Source organism: Halomonas sp. OfavH-34-E (genome assembly GCF_024124525.1).
GTDB lineage: Bacteria > Pseudomonadota > Gammaproteobacteria > Pseudomonadales > Halomonadaceae > Halomonas > Halomonas litopenaei.
Window position 1 is genome coordinate 1 of the sequence record NZ_JAMXRY010000063.1, and the last position, 23,379, is coordinate 23,379.

A 23,379-nucleotide genomic window follows, 5' to 3' on the forward strand; every position below is an offset into this window, starting at 1 on the left:
CTTGCCGAACTCAGAAGTGAAACCGCTCAGCGCCGATGGTAGTGTGGGGTCTCCCCATGCGAGAGTAGGTCATCGTCAGGCATTTATTCAGAAGAAGCCCAATTCCGAGAGGAGTTGGGCTTTTTCGCTTGCATGGGGCAGACCCCGCTTTTTATATGTGGGGCCGCGCCGATAACCCCCTCGGCGCGGTCCGGCCGCTCGCAAGCTCGCGTCGTTCGTCACCCCTTGCGGCGTTGCCGCAAAACCCTGGGGTGACTCACCCCCATGCGAGAAACATTGTTATCTTGGTGGCGTCATCCGGCAGTCTTCAGGGTAGAGCGGCGGCCAGGACGGATGGGCGCTGTAGAGCAGAAGGCCGGCCCGTCCATAAGGCATTTATTCAGAAGAGGCCCGATTATCGGAAGATAATCGGGCCTTCTTTTTTGTAAAGAGCCGCATGCAAGGGCACTCTATACGTTCAGCCGAGTAAGGCGAGGCGACTCCCCCCATGCGACTACCCTGTCGGGAACAGGGGAGAACCGCCGCAGGCGGGCCCTGAGGAACGAAGGGCGAGTCTCAGGGATGAGACGAGTAGTGCTGCTCTGGATGGAACAAAGATGCTAAAGAAAGATCGAAATGGCATATTCATCGTACACAGAGCGAAGGAGGTGCCAGATGCAACGAATTCGTCATTCCGAGGGACGGCCACAGGTGACGGGGTTCTTCGATACCGCGACATCGAGCGTCCAGTACGTGGTCACGGACCCCGATACCAGACGGTGTGCCATCATCGATCCGGTGCTTGATTTCGATGCGGCCTCCGGTGCGACGTCCACCGCCAGCGCGGATGAACTGCTTGGCTACGTGAAGGAGCACGGCCTCGAAGTGGAGTGGGTGCTGGATACCCATCCCCATGCCGATCATCTGTCGGCGGCGCAGTATCTCAAGCAGCAGACGGGGGCGCCGACGGCGATTGGGCAGAAGATCACCGAGGTACAGGCGCTGTGGAAGGATATCTATCATTGGCCGGAGCTGGCCTGCGACGGTAGTCAGTGGGACAGGCTGTGGGCCGAGGGGGATCGCTTCTCCATCGGTAGTCTCGAGGTCGAAGTGATGTTCTCTCCCGGGCATACCCTGGCGTCGGTGACCTACCGCGTCGGTGATGCTGCCTTCGTCCACGACACCCTGTTTCAGCCTGACTTCGGCACGGCCCGGGCAGACTTTCCCGGTGGCGACGCTCAGGCCTTGTGGCAGTCGATACAGGATCTGCTTGCCTTGCCGGAAGATACCCGCATATTTACCGGGCACGACTATCGCCCCGGAGGCCGGGAGCCCCGGTGGGAGAGCACGGTGGCTGAGCAGCGCCGTGACAACATCCATCTCCAGGGTCAGCACGAGGCCGGCTACATCGCCATGCGCAATGGACGCGACCAGGACTTGCCGATGCCTGCGCTGATGCTGCCATCACTCCAGGTGAATATTCTGGGAGGACGTTTGCCCAAGGCAGAGTCCAACGGCCGTCGCTACCTCAAGATCCCGCTGAACGCCTTTTAAGCGCGGTGACGGCTGCTGAGAACGGCCTCCGAGAGCGGAGTCCATGAATATCCCTGCGGCGGGCGCTTGCCGATAGGGTCCGGTGAATATCATCCAGTGATGCTTCCGCGGGCCTTGCCCTTTCGTTAGCGACTTCGATATCGACGTCGTTAGCGAGCGCGGGTGCTTGGGCATACGTCTCTGGTGAAGTGTCTGCTTTCACGCTAGGTTGGTCAGACGGTGATTGGCTTGCAAGCTCACAAAGGAGGCAGCATGCCCCGTCTCGACCGCTACGGACTGGCGACGCGCACCATCCATGGCCAGCAACAGCGTGATCCCTTCGGCAGTCCCCATATGCCGATCTACGACACCACGACCTTCGCCTTCGATGATACGGCCTCTCTGCGAGAGGTCGGAGAAGGGAAGAAGCGTGGAGGATTCTATTCGCGCTATGGCATGAATCCGACGTTGTACGCCCTCGAGGATGTGTTGGCAGGACTGGAGGGGGCCGAGGCCGCCCTAAGTTTCAGTGCAGGGATGGGGGCCATCAGCGCCTTGCTGCTGGCCCACGGCAAAAAAGGGGTGGTGGGCTACGGTGAGATCTACGGTGGCACTCTGGGGCTGATGGCGAAGGGGTTGCCAAGCCTCGGTTATCCCGTCGACCTGGTGTTGGGCGATGAAGGCGACGCTCTCGAGCGGAGGCTACGCGAGGGCGTTGGACTGGTCTTCGTGGAGACACCGAGCAACCCGATGCTTGCCATCACCGATATCGAAAAGCTGGCGAGGCAGGCGCACGCCCATGGCGCACTGGTGGTGGTGGACAATACCTTTGCCACGCCGGTCAACCAGCTGCCGCTGCCACTCGGCGCCGATCTGGTGGTGCACAGTGCCACCAAATATCTGGGAGGGCACAGTGATCTCACCGCAGGGGCGGTGATGGGCACTCGTGCGTTGCTGGAGCCTATCGATTGGTGGCGTCAGTCTCTGGGCAGTGCACCATCGCCGCAGACAGCGTCATTGTTGTCGCGAAGCCTCAAGACCCTGTCGGTTCGAGTGGCGCAGCACAACCGTTCGGCGCAGACGATCGCCGAAGCGCTGCAATCGCATGCGGCAGTACGTCGTGTCCACTATCCTGGTCTGACGAGTCACCCCGGGCACGAGGTGGCTAGGCGGCAGATGCGTGGGTTCGGGGGCATGTTGACGCTCGAGCTGGAGGCGGACCTTTCGTTGACGGAGAAGATCGCGGAATCGCTTCGCTGGTTTGCCCTGGCACCAAGCCTGGGTGGCGCCGAAAGTCTGGTGACTCAGCCCCGCACGACCACCCACGTGGACTTGAGCGACGAGGAACGCCAGCGCAGAGGTATTTCGGACAGCATGTTGAGATTGTCGATAGGGCTCGAGGACGTGGAAGACCTGCTCGAGGATCTCGATCAGGCGCTGAGGCTTGCTTGAAGCAGCATGAAGAAGGCGGGGCAGGTCGATGCTATCTCGGCACGGCGATCGTCTTGCCTGTATTTTTCAGCTTGGCCTGCGCACGTCGGTGGTGACGCCGATCGTGTGATGGGCGCTTATGCCTTCGGCTCCAGGGCGATTGATGGAGTCCAGTGTCAGGAGAAAGGGATGTTCGATACGCTTGGTCTTGCCCTGGTGATCGGTGTCGGCGGGACGGCGCTGCTGGATCTGTGGAATTGGCTGTTGAACAAGTCGATAGGGCAACCACTGCCACCCTGGCATCTGGTCGGCCGCTGGTTTTCGGGCTTGCCCAAGGGGAGACTGGTCCATCGCCAGGGGATCGCTTCCTCGCCTGCGATCGGCGGGGAGCTCGCCATCGGCTGGATCATGCACTACGTCGTGGGCGTGAGCTTTGCCTTGGCGCTGTTGTTGGTGTGGGGAGATGGCTGGGCGTTGGCACCGACCTTTGGCCCGGCCTTGATCGTGGGCCTGGTGACGGTAGGCGCGGGCTGGTTCATCCTGCAGCCTGGCATGGGAGTGGGGGTTGCCTGCTCGGGCGCTCCCAACCCGAGCCTCGCCCGCATGAACAACGTGGTGGGCCATATCGTCTTTGCCCTGGGCATGTATCTGACGGCGCGTCTGATCACGGCGGGCTGAGCAGATACCTCGGGGTGAAGCGAGGTTCCAGATAGACGGTCTGGGCCGTCAGAGCAATGCTCTCGAGTGCCTTGTTCAATCGCTCCGGTGTCAGATCGGCCCCCGCTGCAGCCAGGGCTTCTCCGAGCAGGGCGCCAAGGGCGTAGCCGCGCAGGGCTTCGGGCCCCTGATCGTGGAGGGCGGCCCAGCTCAGGGCGTCCTGGTGCGGTATGGCGAGGATAACCTCATGGCCGGCTTCTGCCAGGGCAGCGGCGTGTTCGCCGAGATGATCCAGACAACCGACCAGGGTTCTGGGGGTGTCCAGCAGTTCACCATTTTCCAGTTCGTCGACAATATTGTCGCTGGCGACCAGGGTCACATCGGCTGCCGCCGAGAGCGGAAGACTCATGGTCATCAGCCGAAAGCGAAATTCATCGCCATGGCGGCCGAGCAGGCCCACGCGCTGTGCGCTGGTATTGCGCACTTCCCTGACGGCGGCCACCAGGCAGGCCGTCTGCAAGCGCTCTTCCAGCCGGTCGTCGATCTCGGTCAGGGTCGTCAACACGTCAGGCCGCGTCGTCACCTCGATACGTCGACCAAAAGCGCCGCCCTGGCTATTGAAGGCAGCAATGGCCGCGCTGAAGCCGATATCCAGGTCCGAATTTCCGGAGATGCCCACCAGCACTCGTGCGGGTTCGATGCCGGTGTCCGTCGCCGCCGAGAGCTGTTGCAGGTGGTCGATCAGCGAGTCCAGAACGTCGTCGTCCAGTGCATAACGTGGCATCTGCGCAGACAGTCGGCGTTGATCGGGAGCGATGCCCTGACTCAGTGCCTTCAGCAGACTCGTTCGATCATAGCCAGGCTGGTGGTCTTCGCTGGTCAATGCCGTCCAATGGACAGCAGGTGCAGTGCCATCGATCCCCAGGCCATCGACACCGTGGCAGCTTGCACAGGAGGTATGAGGCGACTCGCCGTGGGTTCCCTGCTGGTAGAGGGTCTGTCCTGATGTCAGAGGAGGGGAGTCGGCGGCTCGGGCGGAAAGCACGATGCATGAGGCCATGACGGCAAGTCGAATGCTGGCTCTCAAGGCAGGGTGTCCTCCCGCTATTGCGTGTCCATGTACAGTAACGCAGCTTCCGAGTGACTGGGCAAGCCACCATCGTCCACCCCCCGGCTCCTTGGTGCCCACACACTGTAGCCGGAATTGCCGACTCAGGGCGGCCGACGGCCGAGTTTGTAGTCAGTCGACGTAGCCTCTGTCGGATGCTAACCGACAACCTGTCGGTGCGACTCGAGGTGTTCCCGAAGCCGCCCGATTTGGCACGTACCGAACAAGAATTTGCTAATTGGGTCCGCCCGAAAATGACGTCCGTCCCAATGCTGGCGGTCGCTACCTGGCGTCTCCTGGACGAGCCCGACTGGCTAGCGTCCTCAAGCGTTCGCAAAGCGCTCCCGCGGGTTCCCTGAGCAAGCTTTCTTCCCGTAGCCGTCTGGCCTGGGAGTAAAGCCCAGCAGGAGTGGAGCAGAATTGGGCAAAAGACTCGGTAGACTTAGGCGATCGTAGGCTTCGGGTTGCGGATCTTGAACAATATAACCATCCTTGTACAAGTTTGGTATATGGAAGAGCCGTGACATCGCCATGGAACAGACGCCGTCGACGGCGCGATCCTGGCTTCGCTTCGACAAGGAGGAAGAGATCCGTGACCATCTTTGAAGCCCTGCGTGAGAGCCACGACAAGCAGCGCCGCCTGCTGGAACTGCTGGTGGAGACCGAAGGCGACAGTGACGGGCGCGATGAGCTGTTCAAGCGCGTCAAGGAGGAGCTCGAGAACCACGCTGGCGCAGAAGAGCGGGCGCTGTACATGCCGATGATGGAGCATGACATGACCCAGGAGAAGGCGCGGCACAGCGTGGCCGAGCACCACGAGATCGATGAGCTGATCGAGGCGCTCGAGACGACCGACTACAGTTCACCGGGCTGGCTTGCCAGCGCCAAGAAGCTGCAGCATCTGGTCACTCATCACCTCGACGAGGAAGAGCAGGAGGTGTTCCAGCTCGCAGGACGCGCCTTTGACGATGCCACCAAGGCCAACCTCGCCGAAGAGTACCTGCAGGACATGCAGGATCGGGAAGCCGGCTGAAGGCAGACGCTTTCCAAGCCGCTTGCATAAAGGGCGCCGGAGGAAACTCCGGCGCCCTTTGTCGTGTGACAGGACTCTAGGACTTGTCTGAAAAGTGCCTGCGCTCGGTAATACGGCGTTAAAAATCGGATCAACATGCTCATTTACACCCCGTAAACTGCGCTGTCTCACCGATTTTTGCCTTGTCTAACCTTCGCTCGTCGACTTTTCGGACAGCGCCTAGGACCGGGCGTGTCGGAGTGGCGCCCCGGCGGACCAGGTTTCCAGCGCTCCACCCAGCGAATGCCTTCAACGGTGCTACCTCCGTAGCTTCGCCGAATATCCAGCGCTCTATGCCACAAGGCAGAGGTGGGTGCAGCCTGGCCAAGTCGGCCCGCCTGAAAAGATTAGTAAAAAAGAATGATGAGAAACGTACTTTAATAGTGATAATTATAATACCTTAATATCTAGAATAATAATATAAAGTGTTTTATATAGTGGTTTCTGGAATCGAGAAGCATGGTGTCACGCAGAGGCGTGAGTGTTACCTAATATGCAGTTTCGTGCATTCTTGAGACGTGTTTTAGCTAAAAATGTAACAAAATGTTCCAAAGTGCTATAACTCGGGCAAGGTTTCTTGGATGCATCTTACCGGTGTTAAGGCACTGATCAATGTGGTCTCCCTCCTTGTTCACCGGTTGCGATACGTCGGTTTGCATTCCTTTCGAGGGTTCGGTCCAGGAGCCTGGGTGACTGGCCAGTGACAATGATAATCGATCTACGACAGGGGCTTGGTGCTATGAATTCACGGGTTAGAATTCTCGACATGGAAGGGGAGGTCTGGATTCGTGATGACTCCGGTCAACTGCGTCTGCTGAGAGTAGGCGAAAGCCTATCTACCGATGCTGTTGTTTCGGCTCCCCAAGCCGCCACCTTGGTACTCGAAGGAGACCCAGCCCTTAGACTGAACCTGATGACGACGGATGGCGTGCTCGTTTCTCGACTGCTGAGTGAGAGCCCTTCGCCATCCGATTCGGGCGATTTTTACCGCGGGCCCGATGATGACACGCCCCTCGGTGAAGGGGATTTCAGTCGTACGGGAGAGGAGATCGGTGACGAAACCCTGAATGAGCTGCTGGCTGAACTCGAGGAGAATCCTCCCCAGGCGGGTAGTAGCTCATCGGCTGGAGGGAGCGGTAATGAAGGACACGGTTTCGTACGCCTTTTGCGCATCGTCGAAAACGTGGATCCGCTAGCATTCAATTTCCCTCTGGCGGATGAGGTGGGCATTGAAGTGCGTGACGGTGACCCCATCGACGATGATGATGGTGCCTTGCTGGATGATGCGCTCAGCGTGAGCGTCGAACTGTTGGGCGCGGGAGCCGACGGCATCTTTTCTCTGGCGGAAATCGGCGATGATGGCAGCGTCACCGCCAGAGTGATTCTTGGTGACGATACGGAGGTCGGTGATCGCCTGGTGGTGGTTGCCGCCGATGGCAGTGTACTGCTGGATCGCCCGGTCACGGTGACTGATCTAACGGAAGGCGTCGATCTGGAAGTGCCTGTTGCGCCCGGCGATGACAGTGTCAGTGTCCAGGCGACCGTGACCGACGCCGATGGCAACAGCGACAGCGACGACGATACCAAGCCGATCGACGACCAGCCGCCGACGGTGGAGGTCAATCTGGCCGGCGCCGGTGATGATGGCGTCTATAACCTGGCCGAGATCGGCGACGACGGCAGTGTCACTGCCAGGGTGACCCTGGGTACGGGCACGGAAGTGGGCGACACCCTGAGGGTGACCGATAGTCAAGGCAATGTGCTGCTCGAGCGTAGCGTCACCGGCCAGGACTTGAGCGATGGGCTCGACGTCGAGGTGCCGGTCACCAAGGGCGACGAAAGCGTGAGCGTCACCGCCACCGTCACCGATCCTGCCGGCAACAGCGACAGCGACGACGACACCAAGCCGATCGACGACCAGCCGCCGACGGTGGAGGTCAATCTGTCCGGCGCCGGTGACGATGGTGTCTATAACCTGGCCGAGATCGGCGACGACGACAGTGTTACTGCCAGGGTGACCCTGGGCGCGGGCACCGAAGTGGGCGACACCCTGAGGGTGACCGATAGTCAAGGCAATGTGCTGCTCGAGCGCAGCGTCACTGCTCAGGACTTGAGCGATGGGCTCGACGTCGAAGTGCCTGTCGCCACGGGTGATGAAAGCGTGGGCGTCACTGCCACCGTCACCGATCCTGCCGGCAACAGCGACAGCGACGACGATACCAAGCCGATCGACGACCAGCCGCCGACGGTGGAGGTCCATCTGGCCGGCGCCGGTGATGATGGCGTCTATAACCTGGCCGAGATCGGCGACGACGGCAGCGTCACCGCCAGGGTGACCCTGGGTACGGGCACGGAAGTGGGCGACACCCTGAGGGTGACCGATAGTCAAGGCAATGTGCTGCTCGAGCGTAGCGTCACCGCCCAGGACTTGAGCGATGGGCTCGACGTCGAAGTGCCTGTCGCCACGGGTGACGAAAGCGTGAGCGTCGTCGCCACCGTCACCGACCCTGCCGGCAACAGCGACAGCGACGACGATACCAAGCCCATCGACGACCAGCCGCCGAGCGTGACGATCTCACTGATCGGGGCCGGTGATGATGGTGCCTATCAGCAGAGCGAGATCGGCAACGACGACAGTGTTACCGCGCGGGTGAACCTGGGTGCCGGCACCGAAGTGGGCGACACCCTGAGGGTGACCGATGGTCAAGGCAACGTGCTGCTCGAGCGTAGCGTCACCGCCCAGGACCTGAGCGATGGGCTCGACGTCGAAGTGCCGGTGGTGGCCGGTCAGACCCACGTTCAGGCAAATGCTCGGGTCACCGATCCGGCGGGCAACTCCGACGACGCCTTGGATCGCAAGCCGGTAGCGCTGAGCATCGAATTGAGCGCCAGCAGCACGGTCGTCGAGGGTGAGTTCATTACCGTAACCGCGACCATGGACAATGTGGCCGATCGCGATGTGGTGGTGACGCTCGAAGACGGAAATACCATCACCATTGTCGAGGGCGAGCGCAGTGCCAGTATTCAGGTGGCGAGCCGACCCGATGAGCATGTGAATCAGGGGGAGACGAGCCGGGGTTTCTCCATCGAGTCGGCCACGCCCACCGGCTACGACCAGGTCGATCTTGGCGATGGCGTCACTACCCTGATGGTGGACGACAACGACATTACTCGACTGGTGCTCAAGGCCACTCCTGAGGTGAAGGAAGGTGGCGCGATCACCTACACGGTGGAGTTGCAGGACCCACAGGGCCAGCCCCGTAGCGCCGACAAGGCGATCGCTGTGACCTTGGCCAACGGCGAGTCGCTGACTGTACCGGCGGGTCAGACCAGCGCCTCGGTCACGGTGGCCGCGCCATCAGACGATGTCTACGTCGATCCCGGCCAGGTGGTCAACTCGATCCGTGAGGCGAAGGAAGTGGAGCCTGATGGCCAGCCGGCCAGCGGTATTGGCACGCTGGAGAAGCTCGAGGTCGACTCCGCCACGGTCAGCACTCAGGTGAATGACACCATCGATGAAGTGGTGGTCTCCCTGAGTGCGCCTGACGATGCGGATGAAGGACAGGCAGTCAGCGTCACACTGACCGTCGAGGAACCACCCCAAGGCGGCCCTCTGACGATTACGCTCGACGATGGCACCAAAGTGGTCATCGCCGAGGGCGCCACCAGTGCCCAGGTGACGTTGCGTGCTCCCGATCAGGACCAGAATCTGGGGCCAGGCGAAAGCGCCGATGATACCGCTTCCTGGACCATTGGCATCGATACCTTGACGGGGGGTAACTACGAGAAGCTGGTTGCCGGGGGCGACAAGACGGTCATCGTCCATAGCGATGTCCCCGAACTGACGATCCCCGATGACAACGGTCCCACTGTGGCAGGAGACGCCAGCGTCAGCGAAGGCGGCCTCGAATCAGGCTCGCTGGCTGACGATAGCGATGTGGTGTCGGGAGTCATCGCCGTCGGCTCGGGCGGAGTCGACGAGGTGGCCAGTGTTGCATTCGGTTCCATCAGCAAGTCCCTGGCAGAGCTTCAGGCAGCGAGCGCCAGCCAGCCGATCTCTATCGACATGGCCTACGGAACCTTGTCGATCACAGGGTACGACGCGGTTGCCGATGAACTGTCCTACACCTATACGTTGACGAAACCAGCAAATCACGCCAGTGGTTCGGTGGTGGATTCGCTAGCGGTCAAGGTGACCGATGACTCCGGTGACAGCCGTCAAGATAATCTGGATATCCTGATCCGCGACGACGGTCCCTCTGCCACCAGCGACTCTCTGCAGACCACCACCGAGGGCGACGCGCGTACAAGCGGCACCAACCTGTTGGTCAACGACACCCTGGGCGCCGATGGGGCCCGGGTCGAGAGCATCACCTTTATCGATCGCAGCGGTGCCACGACCGCCCGCAGCATTTCCGACGGCGGCAGTGTGACTGTGGAGACTCGCTACGGCAGCCTGACCGTTGCAAGTGATGGAAACTGGAGCTATACGCCTGTCGCCAGCGCCGCCCATCCTCGCCCGCAGGGTAATGACAGCGGCGATACGCTGCGCGACGATTTCAGCTATGTGCTGATTGATGCAGACGGCTCTCGGTCGAACACCGCGCAGCAGCCGGTGTTGGTCAAAGACACCGAACCGAGCATCGGTGATCCGACCGATGGACGCCTCGACGAACAGTATCTGGCATCTGGCTCCGAGCCGAACACCAGCAAACGCTCGGTGAGCGGTGATCTTGATGTCAACAAAGGTCAGGACAGCATCGATACCCGGTTCACCGCTGATACCGTGGCGACCCTGAATCAGCTTGGGCTGACCTCCGAGAATCAGGCGATCGGCTATTCGCTTTCCAGTGATGGGCACACCTTGACCGCCCGTGCAGACGGCGAAACGGTATTTACCATCAGCGTGCTCGATGCCGGTAGCAACGATGCCAGCTACCGCTTCACCCTGGAGGGCCCGCTGGATCACGTGACCTCGGTGGTCGATAGCAACGGCAATATCGTGCTGACGCTACCGTTCGAGGTGATCGACAGCGACGGCGATATCGATGAAGACGACTTCCAGGTGACCGTGGTCGATGACCCGGCGCAGGAGTCTCAGAGCATCACCTTGAAAGAAGATGGCAAGAAAACCTTCTCCACCCCCGCCAACGCTACCGAAGATACCCTGGCGATCAGCGACGCGCCGGAGTATGGCAGTGTCACCATCGGTGCCGACGGCAGACTGACCTACAAGCCCGACGGCAACTACAGTGGCGCCGATGCCTTTACCTATACCTATACAGAGGGCGGCACCACCTATTCGGTAGACGTCGATGTGACCGTCACCCCCGTGGCTGACAAGCCGGATCTTCCGTCATCATCGGCGGCGACCGACGAAGATGTATCGGTGGCGCTTGGTCTTGCCGCACCATCGCCTACCGACACCACCGATCAGAACATGGGGGCAGCAGGGGACAACCCCGAACTGCTGGGGGCCATTACCGTGTCCGGGCTTCCCTCTGGAGCCAAGCTGCTGAAGGCCGACGGTAGCGTTATCGACACCAAGGGCAAGAGCACGCTGACCATCAAGCTGTCCGATGGCTCCCATCTTTCGACCTTGGACGACGGTGACGTTGACCTGGTGATGACCCGTGCGGAATTCGAGGGGCTGAAGGTAGCGCCGAAGGCACAGGACGGCAGCAATTTCTCGTTATCGATCCAGGTCTCGAGCTATGAGGTCGACGCCGACGGCGAGCGTCTGAGCGGCATCCCGGGAGCCACCTCGGCGATTCGTGTCCCGGTAACGGTCCAGGCGGTCACCGATGACGTGACTTTGACCTTCGCTGACGACACCGATCACAAGGTCTTCAAGACCGCGGAAGACGTCGCCTTCAACCTGAGCGAGACGCTGAAGGCGTCTTTCGAGGATCTGGACGGCAGCGAGTATCGTGAACTGTTGCTCGAGGGATTGCCCGAGGGCACCGTGGTCACCATCAACGACAACCTGACGCGAGTCGTTGGCGCCAGTGGCCAGGTGCGGGTACCCGCCGGTGGGCTGAGTGCTTCGACTACCGACTTCCCCAAGATCACCATTACGCCGCCGGATGACTTCAGCGGTGAAATCAAGGGAGTCTCGGTAACCTTGAGAACGCGGGATGGCGACGCCGATGGTCCCTCGCCGAACGGCGTCTGGAAGGAAGACAAAGTCACTCTGGACATCGATGTGACTCCAGTGGTGGATGACCCTTCCGTCAGCGCGCGCGGTACTGAAGATGAGGCCTTCAAGTTTCTCGCCTCGCTCAAGGTCGGGGATGACGACGGTGGTGGTGCGACCAGCGAGACGATCACCTCGATCGAGATCGCCGTGGTACCCGATGGCTGGGAGATCCGCAACGCCGACGGCAACCTGGTGCACACCGGCAACGGCAGCGACGGGTTCAGCGTACCCAAGAGTGACGTGGATAGCGGTGCCTTCAAGAACTACAGCCTGACCGGGCCGGCCCACGAGAGCGATGACCCAAGCCTGACGCTCAAGGTCGGGATCACCGATACGGCCACCATCGATGGCGCTACTGTCAGCGATGAGGAGGTCAAGGAGGTGACCTACTCGCCCAAGGTCGCGCCCAAGGCGGAGGTCATTGCCGCCAGCGGCGTCAGCGACAGCGATGGCGATGGCAAGGCCGATCTCACCATGACCGGTGGGCATACCTATGGCGCCAGCGACGGTGTCGCCGAGGACGAGTGGTTCAAGCTGACCAATGATGATTTCGACTTGAAGGACGATTGGTCGAATCAGGACAGCGATGGTTCGGAGAAGACCTTCGCCCGACTGACGCCAGAGCAGCTGGATGGTCAGGCCGGAGACATGATCGGTGCCAGCTTCCGCTATCTCGATGAGGCTGGTCAGTGGGTAGAAAAGTCCTACGACGGGACCCCGGTAGAAATTCCGGTCCAGCATCTTTCCAGCGTGGAGTTTCGCCCGCCGACCAATCGCAAGGGCACCTTCCAGATCCGCGTGCAAGCGAAGACGGTGGATACCGATGGAGAGGGCAACGTGGACACTGCGGTGTCCGGCGAGGCGCTGTTGACCGGCATCCGCGTCCAGGAACCAGTAGCGGATCGTGTGTCCCTGGGCTACGAGCCGGTGGCCCAGACCGATGAAGACACGGCGGTGGCGCTTGAACTTCGGCCCCAGAGCGATGATCCCAACGAGGTCTATCGCATGACCCTGTCCGATCTGCCGGATGGGGCGGTGCTTCACTACAATGGTCAGCAGGTGGCCGATGACGGCAATGGCAACTATATCATCGACAACTTCGATGCCAGTGTGCCTCTCACCATTACACCTCCACCGGACAGCAACGAAGATTTTTCCATCAAGGCAACACCTGTCAGCGTGGACACCTTCGGTGGCGTCACCAGCGAGTTCACCGGTGAAGCACGCGATATCCTGGTCAAGGTCAAGGGAGTCGCAGACGCTCCCGAGGTGACCACCAGCGTCGAGTCCTACGTGGAGCAGGCGCTGGACGATGGCGTGACCGAGGTACGATTGAGCGATCTTGTCACGGTGCAAAGTGGTGATCGTGATGACTCTGAATCACTGGCCTACCGCATCAGCGGGTTGGACGAAGGCTTCGCCGTGGCCGGTGCGGTGCTGATCAGTCCTGAGGATGCCGAGGGCGACGAGCGGGTCTGGGTCACCAGAGAGCTTGCCGATGTGCGCATCACCACCCCTGACAACTTCAGCGGTCGTGTCGACTTCAGTGTCACCCCGGTGGTGACCGAAGATGATGGCGATTCACGCGATGGGGACCAGCATCAGGTCTCGTTCGAAGTGACGCCGAGTCCTGAAGGGGTGATCGAGACCGATTCGCGTCTTGTCGAGGATACCCTGGGCAAGCTCGATTTCAGTCTGGTAACACAGAATGGCGACACCAACGAGATGCTCGAGACGGTGTGGATCGACGCCGCTGATGTGCTCCAGGCGCCATTTACCATCTACGTCGGCAATTCCACGAGCACCACGCTCGCCCAGGCGGCGGCCACAGACCCGGATGTCACTCTGGAGGGCGGCGAGTACAAGCTGACCAATGGCGCCTGGGAGCGTCTCTACGCCAAGGGAGATGCCAACTTCGGTGCGGGTAGCGCCGAACTGGCGCTGCGCTACCAGGTGACCGACACACCGAACGCCGGCTACGAAGGTCAGTTGGATGACGTGACGTCGGCACCCAGGGATGCCATTCATCAGGTAGTCATCGATGCCGTCACCGACACGCCGACCATCGATATCACCAGCATCGTCAACCTCTCGGGTGGTGGTGTCAGCATCACCGGCAATGACGTCAATGCCGGGACCGGTGATCGCGTTCAGGTCAATGTCGCGGTCGATCAGTCCGCCGACGCCGACGCAGGTAACCAGCCCGACGAGGACGGCAGTGAGTCGCTCCGCTATTTCCTGATCGATGGTGTGCCGGAGGGCGTCAGTGTGGAAGGGGCCGAATATATCGGCGTGGTGGCCGGTGACAGCGGCGGCCGCCAGTGGCGAATCGAGTTGGATCCGTCCCAGAGTTTCGACGGCCCCATTCCGCAGCAGCACTCTTTCGTCTTTGTCCTGGGGGAAGGGGGGCAACTGAACGATATCAACAACCACTCCATCACCATCACCGCGGTGACCCAGGACGCCGGGGGCAACACCCTGGAGCAGAGCGCCAGCGCAAGCTGGACGCTGAGCGGCAGTGGCGATGACAACGACGGGGAGGATGCCTCCGATATCGAGCGCTGGGACAACGACTCCAGTGCTGCCATGACCGAGGACTCGGCGTCTCCGCTGTCGCAGCTGATCGATGCCCAGATCGCCGGGAACGACGGTGCCAGCTCCATCACCCTCAGCAATCTGCCGCCGGGGACCGTGGTTACGGGCATGGAGGAGACCACGGTCAACGGCCAATCGGTGTGGTACGCCAGTACCGACGGCGGTGGTCAGGCCGCATTGGATGACCTGATGGCGTCGATCAGCGTGACGCCACCGGCCAACTGGAATGACAATGGCGAAGATTTCACCTTCGACGCCACCCTGACCACCCGCTCATCCAGTGGCAAGGAAAACTCACATTCTGTCACCGTGGACCCCCCGGTTACTCCGGTGACGGATACCCCCGAGGTCAGCGTATCGGGCGAGCTGGCCGACAATGGTCGTGATGTTGACTTCGAGGTCGGCGTCACCAGCCCTGCCGACAGCCCGGACGTTACGCTGGTGAACGGTCAACTGGTTCTGACCCTCGACGAGAGTGGAGCAACCGATGCCGATGGTGGTGCCGCGCCAGGCGGTACCCTGTTCTACAACGGCCAGGCGCTGACGCCAGGATCAGATGGTCGCTACGTCATCGACGGCGTCGCAGTCGGAGACACGGTCAATCTGACCTACCGTCCGGCGGTGGGGGTCTGGGGAGACGTCTCGCTTGTCGCCGAAGGCTCCACCCAGGAAACCGACGCGACCAATCGGGAAGCCGATCAGGACCAGGCCAGCGTCGAGGTACCGCCGCCGCCGCCGGAAGTGTCGGTCAACGACATCCGGGGCGAGGAGGACAGCCTGATCGATGTCAGCGGTCTCGAGGTTGATTTGCTCGACCCCTCCCAGACCCTGGAAGCGGTGCTGATCGATGGCCTGCCTAACGGCTGGCTGGTGATGACGGGTGCCGACGCGGCTTCCGCGACCCTGGCGGAGAACGTAGGCAAGGGCAGCTGGTCGATTCTCAAGCCTGACGGTAGTCTGCCGGCCTACGTCGGCCTGATCCCTCCACGTGACTGGAGCGGAGACCTCAGTGGTGCCGATAGCCTGTCGGTGACGGCCATCGCCGGCCGTGATGGCGAACGTTACATCGGTGACGAGGCGTTCTCGGTGTTGGTGGACGCCGTGGCCGATCCGATCGAGGCCGATCCGTTGCTGAGCTTCGGCGATGAGGGCGACAGAATTCCGCTCAACCTCAACGCCTCGGTGCTGGATCGAGACGGTTCCGAACAGGTGACGTTGACCCTCAAGGGGCTGGGGGAGCACGCCAGCTTCTTCAGTGGCGACAATCTTCTGGACTGGACCTACGACGCCGGAACCGACACCTATGTGATCGATGACATCTCAATCGACCAACTGAATGCGCTGACGCTGGTGCAGAAGGCGACCGATGGCAATGTCACCCTGGACTTCAGCCTGGCCACCGTGGACGGTCAGGATACCCTCGACCCGCCTTATGAAGGCCAGGTGGATCTCGATATCCGCGCAGTGGAGCCGACGACCGGTGGCGATACGCTGCTCTACAGCGGCAAGGCGATCAATGGTCTCGGTGGTGACGACGTGGTCGAGTTGCGCTTTGGCGAGGACATCGATCCCGGCAAGGTGCGCAATATCGAGACACTGGACCTGATGGGGGAGGGCCAGGACCATGACGTTACCTTGAGTGCACAGGATGTGCTCGACATGACCAGTGGTGATGAGCTGTTTGTGCGTGGTGACGCCGGAGACAGGGTCTCCTTGAGAGCCGATGAATGGTCCGCCACCGGCAATCAGGTGCAGGAAGATGGCATCACCTACAACGTCTACGATGGAAACGGCAACGCCGTGCTCAAGATCCAGGATGGTATCGACGTGGACATCTGATTTGCCGACTTGCCCGGCAGGTGGCAACGGGGGGCACGGTCCCCCGTTGCCGCATGGCTAGCGTGAATCGCTGGCTCGGGGGTAGTCGTGGCGCCTCTTCGCGAGCAGATGTACAGGCAGTTGAGCCGCAGAATGGTCAGCTGTCTTGCTGCTCGTCGAGCAGGTGGCTCAGGGCGTCCTTGCGGTTTTCGTAGATGTGCGGTGCATCGGCACGGCGCTCCAGCGCGTCGCCCAGCTTGAGGCGCAGGAAGGCACTGGTGGTGTAGCGAGTGACGCGCTCGTAGAAGCGCTCGGACAAACCGCAGATCATTTCGGTGTAGCGCTCGACCAGGTGCGGCGCGATGGTGAAGTTGTCGTAGTTGACGATGGCATAGACGGGACGGCCCAGGGGCTCAAGCAGGCGTTCGACCTCCCTCTCGATGGTGGCGATGGTGTCATCGTCGTTGACCGCCAGTCCCTCGAAGTTGATGAAGAACTGGTAGGTGTCGAGATCGACGCTCAAGCGCTCGGCGATCGGGCGCTCCAGCAGGGTCTCGAGCAGGTCCATGGAGGCGCTGTCGAACAGGCGGGGATCCATGGTGGCAAGGGGCGTGTCGATGTGTGGCCAAAAGTCCATCAGCGCCAGGATATCGCGCTCCAGTTCCACCCCCGGGGCGATCTCGATCAGCGTCAGCCCTTGCGCGCGCAGTTCGAACACGCAGCGCTCGGTGACGTAGAGCACCGGCTGGCCGCGCTTCGCCGCCAGGGGGCCGCTGAAGGTGCGGTGCTCGACGCGCTCGACAAACTTGCGCTGGCTGCCGTCGGCGTCGATCTTGAGTCTTCCCGACTCGATGGACAGCTGGGCACCGGCGGTGAAAGTGCCGACGAACACTAGCCGTTTGGCGTTCTGGCTGATGTTGATAAAGCCGCCGGCGCCGGCAAGCCTGGGGCCGAAACGGCTGACGTTGACGCTGCCCTCCTGGTCGACCTGGGCGAGACCGAGAAAGGCGATGTCCAGGCCGCCGCCATCGTAGAAGTCGAACTGGCTTGGCTGGTCGATGATCGCCTGGGTATTGATGGCGGCGCCGAAGTCGAGCCCGCCCGCCGGCAGCCCGCCGATGACGCCGGGCTCGGCGGTCAGCGTCAGGTACTCCAGCAGCCCTTCCTCATTGGCCACGTTGGCGATGCCCTCAGGCATGCCGATGCCCAGATTGACGATGCTGTTGGGCCGAAGCTCGAAGGCGGCGCGGCGGGCGATGACCTTGCGCTCGGTCAGCGAGAGGCTGGCGATGTCATTCATCGGCACCTTCACTTCGCCGGCGAAGGCGCGACTGAACTGGGTGGCGAAGGTCTGCCAGTGATGCTCGGGCTGTGCCAGCACCACGGCGTCGACCAGCACGCCGGGGATCTTCACGTCCTTGGCCTTGAGGGTGCCTCGTTCGGCCAGACTCTCGACCTGGACGATGACGATGCCCCCGGAATTGTGCACCGCCATGGCAATGGCCTGCATCTCCAGAAACAGCGCCTCACGCTCCATGGTCACATTGCCGTCGGCGTCGGCGGTGGTCCCGCGCAATAGCGCGACCTGAATCGGCTGAGCCTGGTAGAACAGGTACTCCTCGCCATCGATGGGCATCAGCCGCACGCGATCCTCGGTGGTGCGCTCGTTGATCTTGCCGCCCCCCTGGCGTGGGTCGACAAAGGTATCGAGCCCCACCTTGGTCAGGGTGCCCGGCTTGCCGGCGGCGGTGTCGCGAAATAGATGGGAGATCACGCCCTGTGGCAGGTTGTAGGCCTCGATCTGGTTGTCGATGGCCAGCTTCTGCAAGCGGGGTACCAGCCCCCAGTGGCCTCCGATGACGCGCTTGAGCAGTCCCGGGTGACCGAAGTGATCGACGCCACGGCCCTTGCCGTCGCCCTGGCCGGCGGCGTAGATCAGCGTCAGGTCACGAGGATGGCCGGACTCCACGAAGCGTTGCTCCAGCGCTACCGCCAGTGCCTCGGGAAAGGCCACCCCGACGAAGCCGCCGGTGGCAAGGCTGTCGCCGTCACGGATCAGCTGTACCGACTCCTCGGCACTGACCACCTTGTTGCGTTGGCGACTGACGCTGGGAGGAGTGCGATGGGGCATGGGTGTTCCTTTTCAAGCCATGGGGATAGGGGGGCACGTCGGCACGCAGAGCCTATGGACCAGTGTGAGCGACATGAAGGCGGCGAGAGGTCGAGATGCTTGACGGTGCAAAGGAGAGAGTCGTTGCTTGGCCCTTGAAGTCAGTCGCTGACTGTCCCACTCTATACAAAAGTGGTACACAACCTTCACGTCACGTGCAGAGAAGGGCTTCTGCCGCAGACGTCTGTTGCGTACCGCCGGCCCCCAGGGATGCCCGTGGTGGCGGGGGTCATGACGTTCGCCATGTCGATGAGCCGAAGGAGTGGATCCATGTCTACACAGCAACCCCCTCAGCAACAGCATCGTCAGCCCGGCAGCGAGTCGGCCATGCAGCCCGAGCCCGAGGTGATCCGTGACAGCTACCGTGGCAGCGGCAAGCTGGACGGCAAGGTGGCGCTGATCAGCGGCGGCGACAGCGGTATCGGTCGCTCCGTGGCGGTGCACTATGCCCGTGAGGGCGCGCACTGCGCCATCGTGCATCTGGAAGAAGATCAGGACGCCGAGACCACCCGCCAGATGGTCGAGAAGGAAGGCGGTGAGTGCCTGGTGCTCAAGGGGGACGTCGGCGATGCCGACTTCTGTCGTCAGGCCGTGGCCAGCACCATCGAGCGCTTTGGACGGCTCAATATCCTGGTCAACAACGCCGCCGAACAGTATGACTGGTCCGATATTACCGAGGTGGATGATGCGCAGCTGGAGCGGACCTTCCGCACCAATGTCTACAGCCACTTCTATCTGTCCAAGGCGGCGGTGCCCCACCTCGACGCCGGCGATACCATCATCGCTACCTCCTCGATCAATGCCTTCAAGGGCAATGACACGCTGCTCGACTACACCGCGACCAAGGGGGCGGTGCAGGCACTGGTACGTTCGCTGGCGGCGACCCTGATGGATCGCGAGATTCGCGTCAACGCAGTGGCCCCGGGGCCGGTATGGACGCCGTTGATCCCGGCGAGCTTCGACGAACAAAAGGTCGCCGAGTTCGGTGGTCAGGTGCCGATGAATCGGGCAGGCCAGCCCAGCGAGATGGGGCCCGCCTATGTCTACCTGGCCAGCGAAGAGTCGTCCTACATGAGTGGCCAGACGCTGCACCTCAATGGCGGCGTGGTGCTCAATACCTGAGATGCCGCGGCTGGTTACGCGACTCGCCTCTCCAGCGGCAGCGATGAAAGGCGGGATCGAAATGACAGGCGAGCCGGCACGGGCCGGCTCGCCTGTTGACCGTCTGGGCGACGTTACTGGTTGAGTTCCTGCTCGGTGAACAGGTCAGCGAACAGCGCCGAGCTCAAATAGCGCTCAGCGCTGTCTGGCAGTACCACCACGATATTCTTGCCGGCGAACTCAGGCAGCTTGCTGACACGCACCGCAGCCTCGACCGCTGCCCCGCAGGAAATGCCGCAGAGGATGCCTTCTTCACGCATCAGTCGATGGGCCATGGCCATGGCGTCCTCGTTGGTGACCGTCTCGACGCGATCGACCAGATCCATGTCCAGATTGTCCGGCACGAAGCCGGCACCAATGCCCTGGATCTTGTGGGGAGCGGGCTTGAGTTCCTTGCCTTCCCTGGCCTGGGTCAGGATAGGGGAGTCGGTGGGCTCCACCGCCACGGTGGTGATCGCCTTGCCCTGGGTCTTCTTGATGTAGCGCGAGACCCCGGTCAGGGTGCCCCCGGTGCCGACGCCGGCTACGAAGACATCGACCTCGCCGTCGGTATCGTTCCAGATCTCCGGGCCGGTGGTGGTCTCGTGGATGCGCGGGTTGGCCGGGTTGGAGAACTGCTGGGGCAGGAAGTAGGTCGACGGATCGGACTTGGCCATCTCTTCGGCCTTGGCGATGGCGCCGGGCATGCCCTTGGCCGGTTCGGTCAGCACCAGTTCGGCGCCCAGGGCCTTCAGTACCTTGCGCCGCTCCAGGCTCATGGAGGCCGGCATGGTCAGGGTCAGCGGGTAGCCCTTGGCGGCGGCAACGAAGGCCAGGGCGATGCCGGTATTGCCGCTGGTTGGCTCGATGATGGTCATGCCCGGCTTGAGCACGCCGCGTTCCTCGGCATCCCAGATCATCGCCGCACCGATCCGGCACTTGACGCTGTAGGCCGGATTGCGCCCCTCGATCTTGGCCCAGATCGTGGCGCCTTCATTGACCCGGTTCAGCCGCACCAGCGGGGTGTTGCCGATTGCCTGGGCATTGTCGTCGTGGATGCGAACCATGTCTGACCTCCGTTGCAGGGCCCCGGGTAGCCAGTACAGGCGAGTCGACCAGGGGCAAATGATGGATGCGAAAGAAATCTATCGAGCGTCCACTATGCCTCAGGTTGGCGCCCGCCACGAGAGAGCGAGGGCTCGCTTACCGCCAGGGGAATTAAAGCGGCTGGCGAAACAGCACGCGCCCGCATCAAGCGGGCGCGTGATCGGCATGGTGAACGCCGTCGCCGTTCAGGACCCAAGGTCGGGTCTCCCGGCGAGCAGCGCTGACAAGGGCGGAACCTCCTACTGCTGGTCCCACGCAACGAAGGCGTCGACCACCTCCTGGGGGCGCTCCAGCGGATAGAAGTGGCTGGCGTCCAGATATTCCCAGGTGGCGTGGGGCATGATGCGGGCCAGTGCCACGCCGGAGACGTAGGGCGGCTGGAAGGGGTCATGCACGCCCCACAGCAGCATCGCAGGCTTGTTCCACATCACCATCCGAGGTGAGGCCTCAAGGGTAAGGCGGTTATCCATGGCCTTGAGGTACTCGATGAAATGGTTGCGGGTCGACTCGTTCTCGGCATAGTTGCCGTAGAGGTCCTCGAGGATCTCGTCGGTCAGGGTCTCCTCCGGCTGCATGAGACCTGCCGAGGCGAAGTTCTTGACGATCTCGCGGACGTTGTCGGCACTGAAGATCTGGCTGGCCTCGGCGGACTTGGCCTTGGCGATGGCGGCGTTGGCCTCAGGGACCGGCCACATGTCGAGCACGGCGGAGTTGCCGATCACGATCTTGCGGACCTGGTTCTGCTCCTTGAGCTCGGGATCGGTCACCATGATCTGGGCGATGCCGCCCCCCAGGTCGTGGCCGAACAGGATGTAGGGGCCGGGCATGACCTGATTGGCGAAGTCGGTCATGATTTCGGCCTGGCCCTTGAGCGAGTGGTCGGCGTCCATGGGGCCGTCGGTGTAGCTGAGCCCGAGTTGGCCGGGCGCGAAGACGTGATAGCCCTGTTCCGCCAGCAGCGGGCCCACCCGGGAGAACAGCACGCTGTTGAGCGGAATGCCATGGATCAGCATGACCGCCGGGTCACCAGGCTCGCCCCATTCGCGATAGGCGACGCGAAAGTCTCCTACATCAGCAAACTGACGGCCGGGCATCTCGTCGGCAAAGGCCGCAAGTCGTGTGACGGCAAGCGGCGTGATGGCAAGGGCGAGCGACAGGGCAAGGGCGTTGATCGTGCGGATGGGCATGGCGGCTCCTGGGACGGTTATCGATAGCGCTGGCGCCGATGAACACGGTCGTGATGGCGGTGGTACAGGCACGAGTGTCAACGGCGGTGCTGACATGGGAGACGGTGGCCGGCCGAGGGCCGAGGCCAGTCGCTTCAAAGGCACTTCATACTCTAGATCAGCGTTACCCGATAAGAAGCCCCCCTGGATTGTCCAAGCATGTTTGAGCATAACGTGATGAAAGCTCGAGTCTGTGCCTTCTCTCCGAGGCCTGTGCCTCTTCACCATGGTCGGGGCTAAAAGAGCACAAGATCGAGCACCTACCTCGAAAGGTGAGTGCCATCTTCGAATTCAAACGCGCTAGCGTGGTAACCGAATCCATGAGATAGGGAGCTTGGCCGTTGAACCATCAAGGGACTGAAAGGTGCGTGCTGGTGACAGGGGCGTCGTCAGGGATCGGCGAGGCGATCGTCACCGCGCTGCTCGAGCAGGGGTTTATCGTCTACGCAGGCGCTCGGCGGGTCGAGCGCATGAGCCACCTAGCTGACAAGGGCGCCCGGGTGCTGGCGCTGGATATCACCGACGCCGACAGCATTGCCGCGGTGCTGACACGTATCGAGCGCGACGGCGTCGAGCTCGATGGGTTGGTCAACAACGCCGGCTACGGCAGCTATGGCGTGCTGGAGGAAGTCCCGATCGAGGAGGCCAGGCGTCAGTTCGAGGTCAACGTGTTCGGGCTGATGGCGTTGACTCGGGAGGTCTTGCCCTGCATGCGACGTCGACGGCGCGGTCGCATCGTCAATATTGGCTCCATGGCCGGCCGTATCTGGTTTCCGGTGGGTGGCTGGTACCACGCCACCAAGTACGCGTTGGAAGCGCTGAGTGATGCCCTGAGGGTCGAGACGCGCCCCTTTGGCCTGTCCGTCAGCCTGATCCAGCCCGGGGTGATTCGCAGCGAATGGGCGGCGATTGCCCGCAAGCCCTTGTGCGAGAACCCTCCCGAGGCGCCCTATGCGCGGATCAAGCGCGGCATGGCCGAGATCCTCGCCGATCACTCCCGGGCCGGCACCCCCGAGATGATCGCCGAGGCGGTGGTCCATGCCCTGACCGCCAGTCGCCCGCGTCGACGCTACGCGCGGCCTCGGGACGCCAGGATATTGATCTTCCTGCACTGGCTTTTACCCACCTGGGCGTGGGAGAGAGGCGTCAGGTGGTTGCTGGCACGCTATGCCCGCAAAGCGAGTGACGACAACGGCGGCGGTGCTAGTGTCGACGGAGACGAGGCCGGCCCTGACAGCGGTCCGGAAAACAACAACGAAAGCGGTAATAAAAGCGACGGCGAAAAGCGGGGTGAGGCGGAAAGCTGAGCCGACGCCGGTCAGACCAACGTGGGAAGCATCGAGG

At 62.0% G+C, this 23,379-nt stretch carries 11 protein-coding genes; 7 read left to right on the forward strand and 4 right to left on the reverse strand.

The genetic code is table 11. The annotated features are described in order from the left end of the window. Positions 1-654: 654 nt before the first annotated feature. The 3 genes from NH448_RS20565 (at position 655) to NH448_RS20575 (ending at position 3,621) form a co-directional block, all read left to right on the forward strand. Positions 655-1,533 (forward strand): MBL fold metallo-hydrolase, encoded by an 879-nt coding sequence (locus NH448_RS20565; RefSeq protein WP_108447577.1) that lies wholly within the window; start codon positions 655-657, stop codon positions 1,531-1,533. 252 nt (positions 1,534-1,785) lie between these two features. Then, a complete protein-coding gene (locus NH448_RS20570) occupies positions 1,786-2,964 on the forward strand; it encodes an aminotransferase class I/II-fold pyridoxal phosphate-dependent enzyme (RefSeq protein ID WP_253029351.1) in 1,179 nt (392 codons plus the stop codon). A gap of 168 nt (positions 2,965-3,132) precedes the next feature. Beyond that, the gene (locus tag NH448_RS20575) at positions 3,133-3,621 is read left to right on the forward strand and encodes a DUF2938 family protein (RefSeq protein WP_108447578.1); all 489 of its coding nucleotides are present in this window, start codon (positions 3,133-3,135) and stop codon (positions 3,619-3,621) included. Here NH448_RS20575 and NH448_RS20580 read toward each other — a convergent pair. Next, on the reverse strand, positions 3,608-4,687 hold the full coding sequence (locus NH448_RS20580; protein WP_253029352.1) for a cytochrome c: 1,080 nt from the start codon (positions 4,685-4,687) through the stop codon (positions 3,608-3,610). The two genes, NH448_RS20575 and NH448_RS20580, sit on opposite strands and share 14 nt — an antisense overlap. A 613-nt stretch (positions 4,688-5,300) precedes the next feature. On the opposite strand from NH448_RS20580, the gene NH448_RS20585 reads away from it, so the two are divergent. After that, entirely contained in the window at positions 5,301-5,741 is a 441-nt protein-coding gene (locus tag NH448_RS20585; protein WP_108447580.1) for a hemerythrin domain-containing protein, read from the forward strand. A 967-nt stretch (positions 5,742-6,708) separates the two neighbouring features. Further along, entirely contained in the window at positions 6,709-16,413 is a 9,705-nt protein-coding gene (locus NH448_RS20590) for an immunoglobulin-like domain-containing protein (protein ID WP_253029353.1), read from the forward strand. A gap of 136 nt (positions 16,414-16,549) precedes the next feature. Here the strand turns inward: NH448_RS20590 and NH448_RS20595 are convergent, their stop codons facing one another. Further along, entirely contained in the window at positions 16,550-18,523 is a 1,974-nt protein-coding gene (locus tag NH448_RS20595) for an acyl CoA:acetate/3-ketoacid CoA transferase (RefSeq protein WP_253029354.1), read from the reverse strand. 309 nt (positions 18,524-18,832) lie between these two features. Here NH448_RS20595 and NH448_RS20600 point away from each other — a divergent pair, with 309 nt between their 5' ends. After that, a complete protein-coding gene (locus NH448_RS20600; RefSeq protein ID WP_045993342.1) occupies positions 18,833-19,684 on the forward strand; it encodes an SDR family oxidoreductase in 852 nt (283 codons plus the stop codon). A 113-nt stretch (positions 19,685-19,797) separates the two neighbouring features. Here NH448_RS20600 and cysK read toward each other — a convergent pair whose 3' ends face one another. After that, positions 19,798-20,769, reverse strand: a complete 972-nt coding sequence (gene cysK / locus NH448_RS20605) for a cysteine synthase A (RefSeq protein WP_253029355.1) — start codon at positions 20,767-20,769, stop codon at positions 19,798-19,800. Between the two features lie 279 nt (positions 20,770-21,048). Further along, positions 21,049-21,996, reverse strand: coding sequence for an alpha/beta hydrolase (locus tag NH448_RS20610; protein ID WP_253029356.1), 948 nt, complete (start codon positions 21,994-21,996; stop codon positions 21,049-21,051). Positions 21,997-22,376: 380 nt separating this feature from the next. Between NH448_RS20610 and NH448_RS20615 the strand changes: the two genes are divergently transcribed. Next, a complete protein-coding gene (locus NH448_RS20615; protein WP_253029357.1) occupies positions 22,377-23,342 on the forward strand; it encodes an oxidoreductase in 966 nt (321 codons plus the stop codon). Positions 23,343-23,379: the final 37 nt, after the last annotated feature.

Bases quoted from the DNA above. Each gene is read 5' to 3' on its own strand.
- NH448_RS20595 (WP_253029354.1), bottom strand. From the start codon at position 18,523: ATGCCCCATCGCACTCCTCCCAGCGTCAGTCGCCAACGCAACAAGGTG.
- NH448_RS20570 (WP_253029351.1), top strand. From the start codon at position 1,786: ATGCCCCGTCTCGACCGCTACGGACTGGCGACGCGCACCATCCATGGC.
- NH448_RS20610 (WP_253029356.1), bottom strand. From the start codon at position 21,996: ATGCCCATCCGCACGATCAACGCCCTTGCCCTGTCGCTCGCCCTTGCC.
- cysK (WP_253029355.1), bottom strand. From the start codon at position 20,769: ATGGTTCGCATCCACGACGACAATGCCCAGGCAATCGGCAACACCCCG.
- NH448_RS20565 (WP_108447577.1), top strand. From the start codon at position 655: ATGCAACGAATTCGTCATTCCGAGGGACGGCCACAGGTGACGGGGTTC.
- NH448_RS20600 (WP_045993342.1), top strand. From the start codon at position 18,833: ATGTCTACACAGCAACCCCCTCAGCAACAGCATCGTCAGCCCGGCAGC.
- NH448_RS20575 (WP_108447578.1), top strand. From the start codon at position 3,133: ATGTTCGATACGCTTGGTCTTGCCCTGGTGATCGGTGTCGGCGGGACG.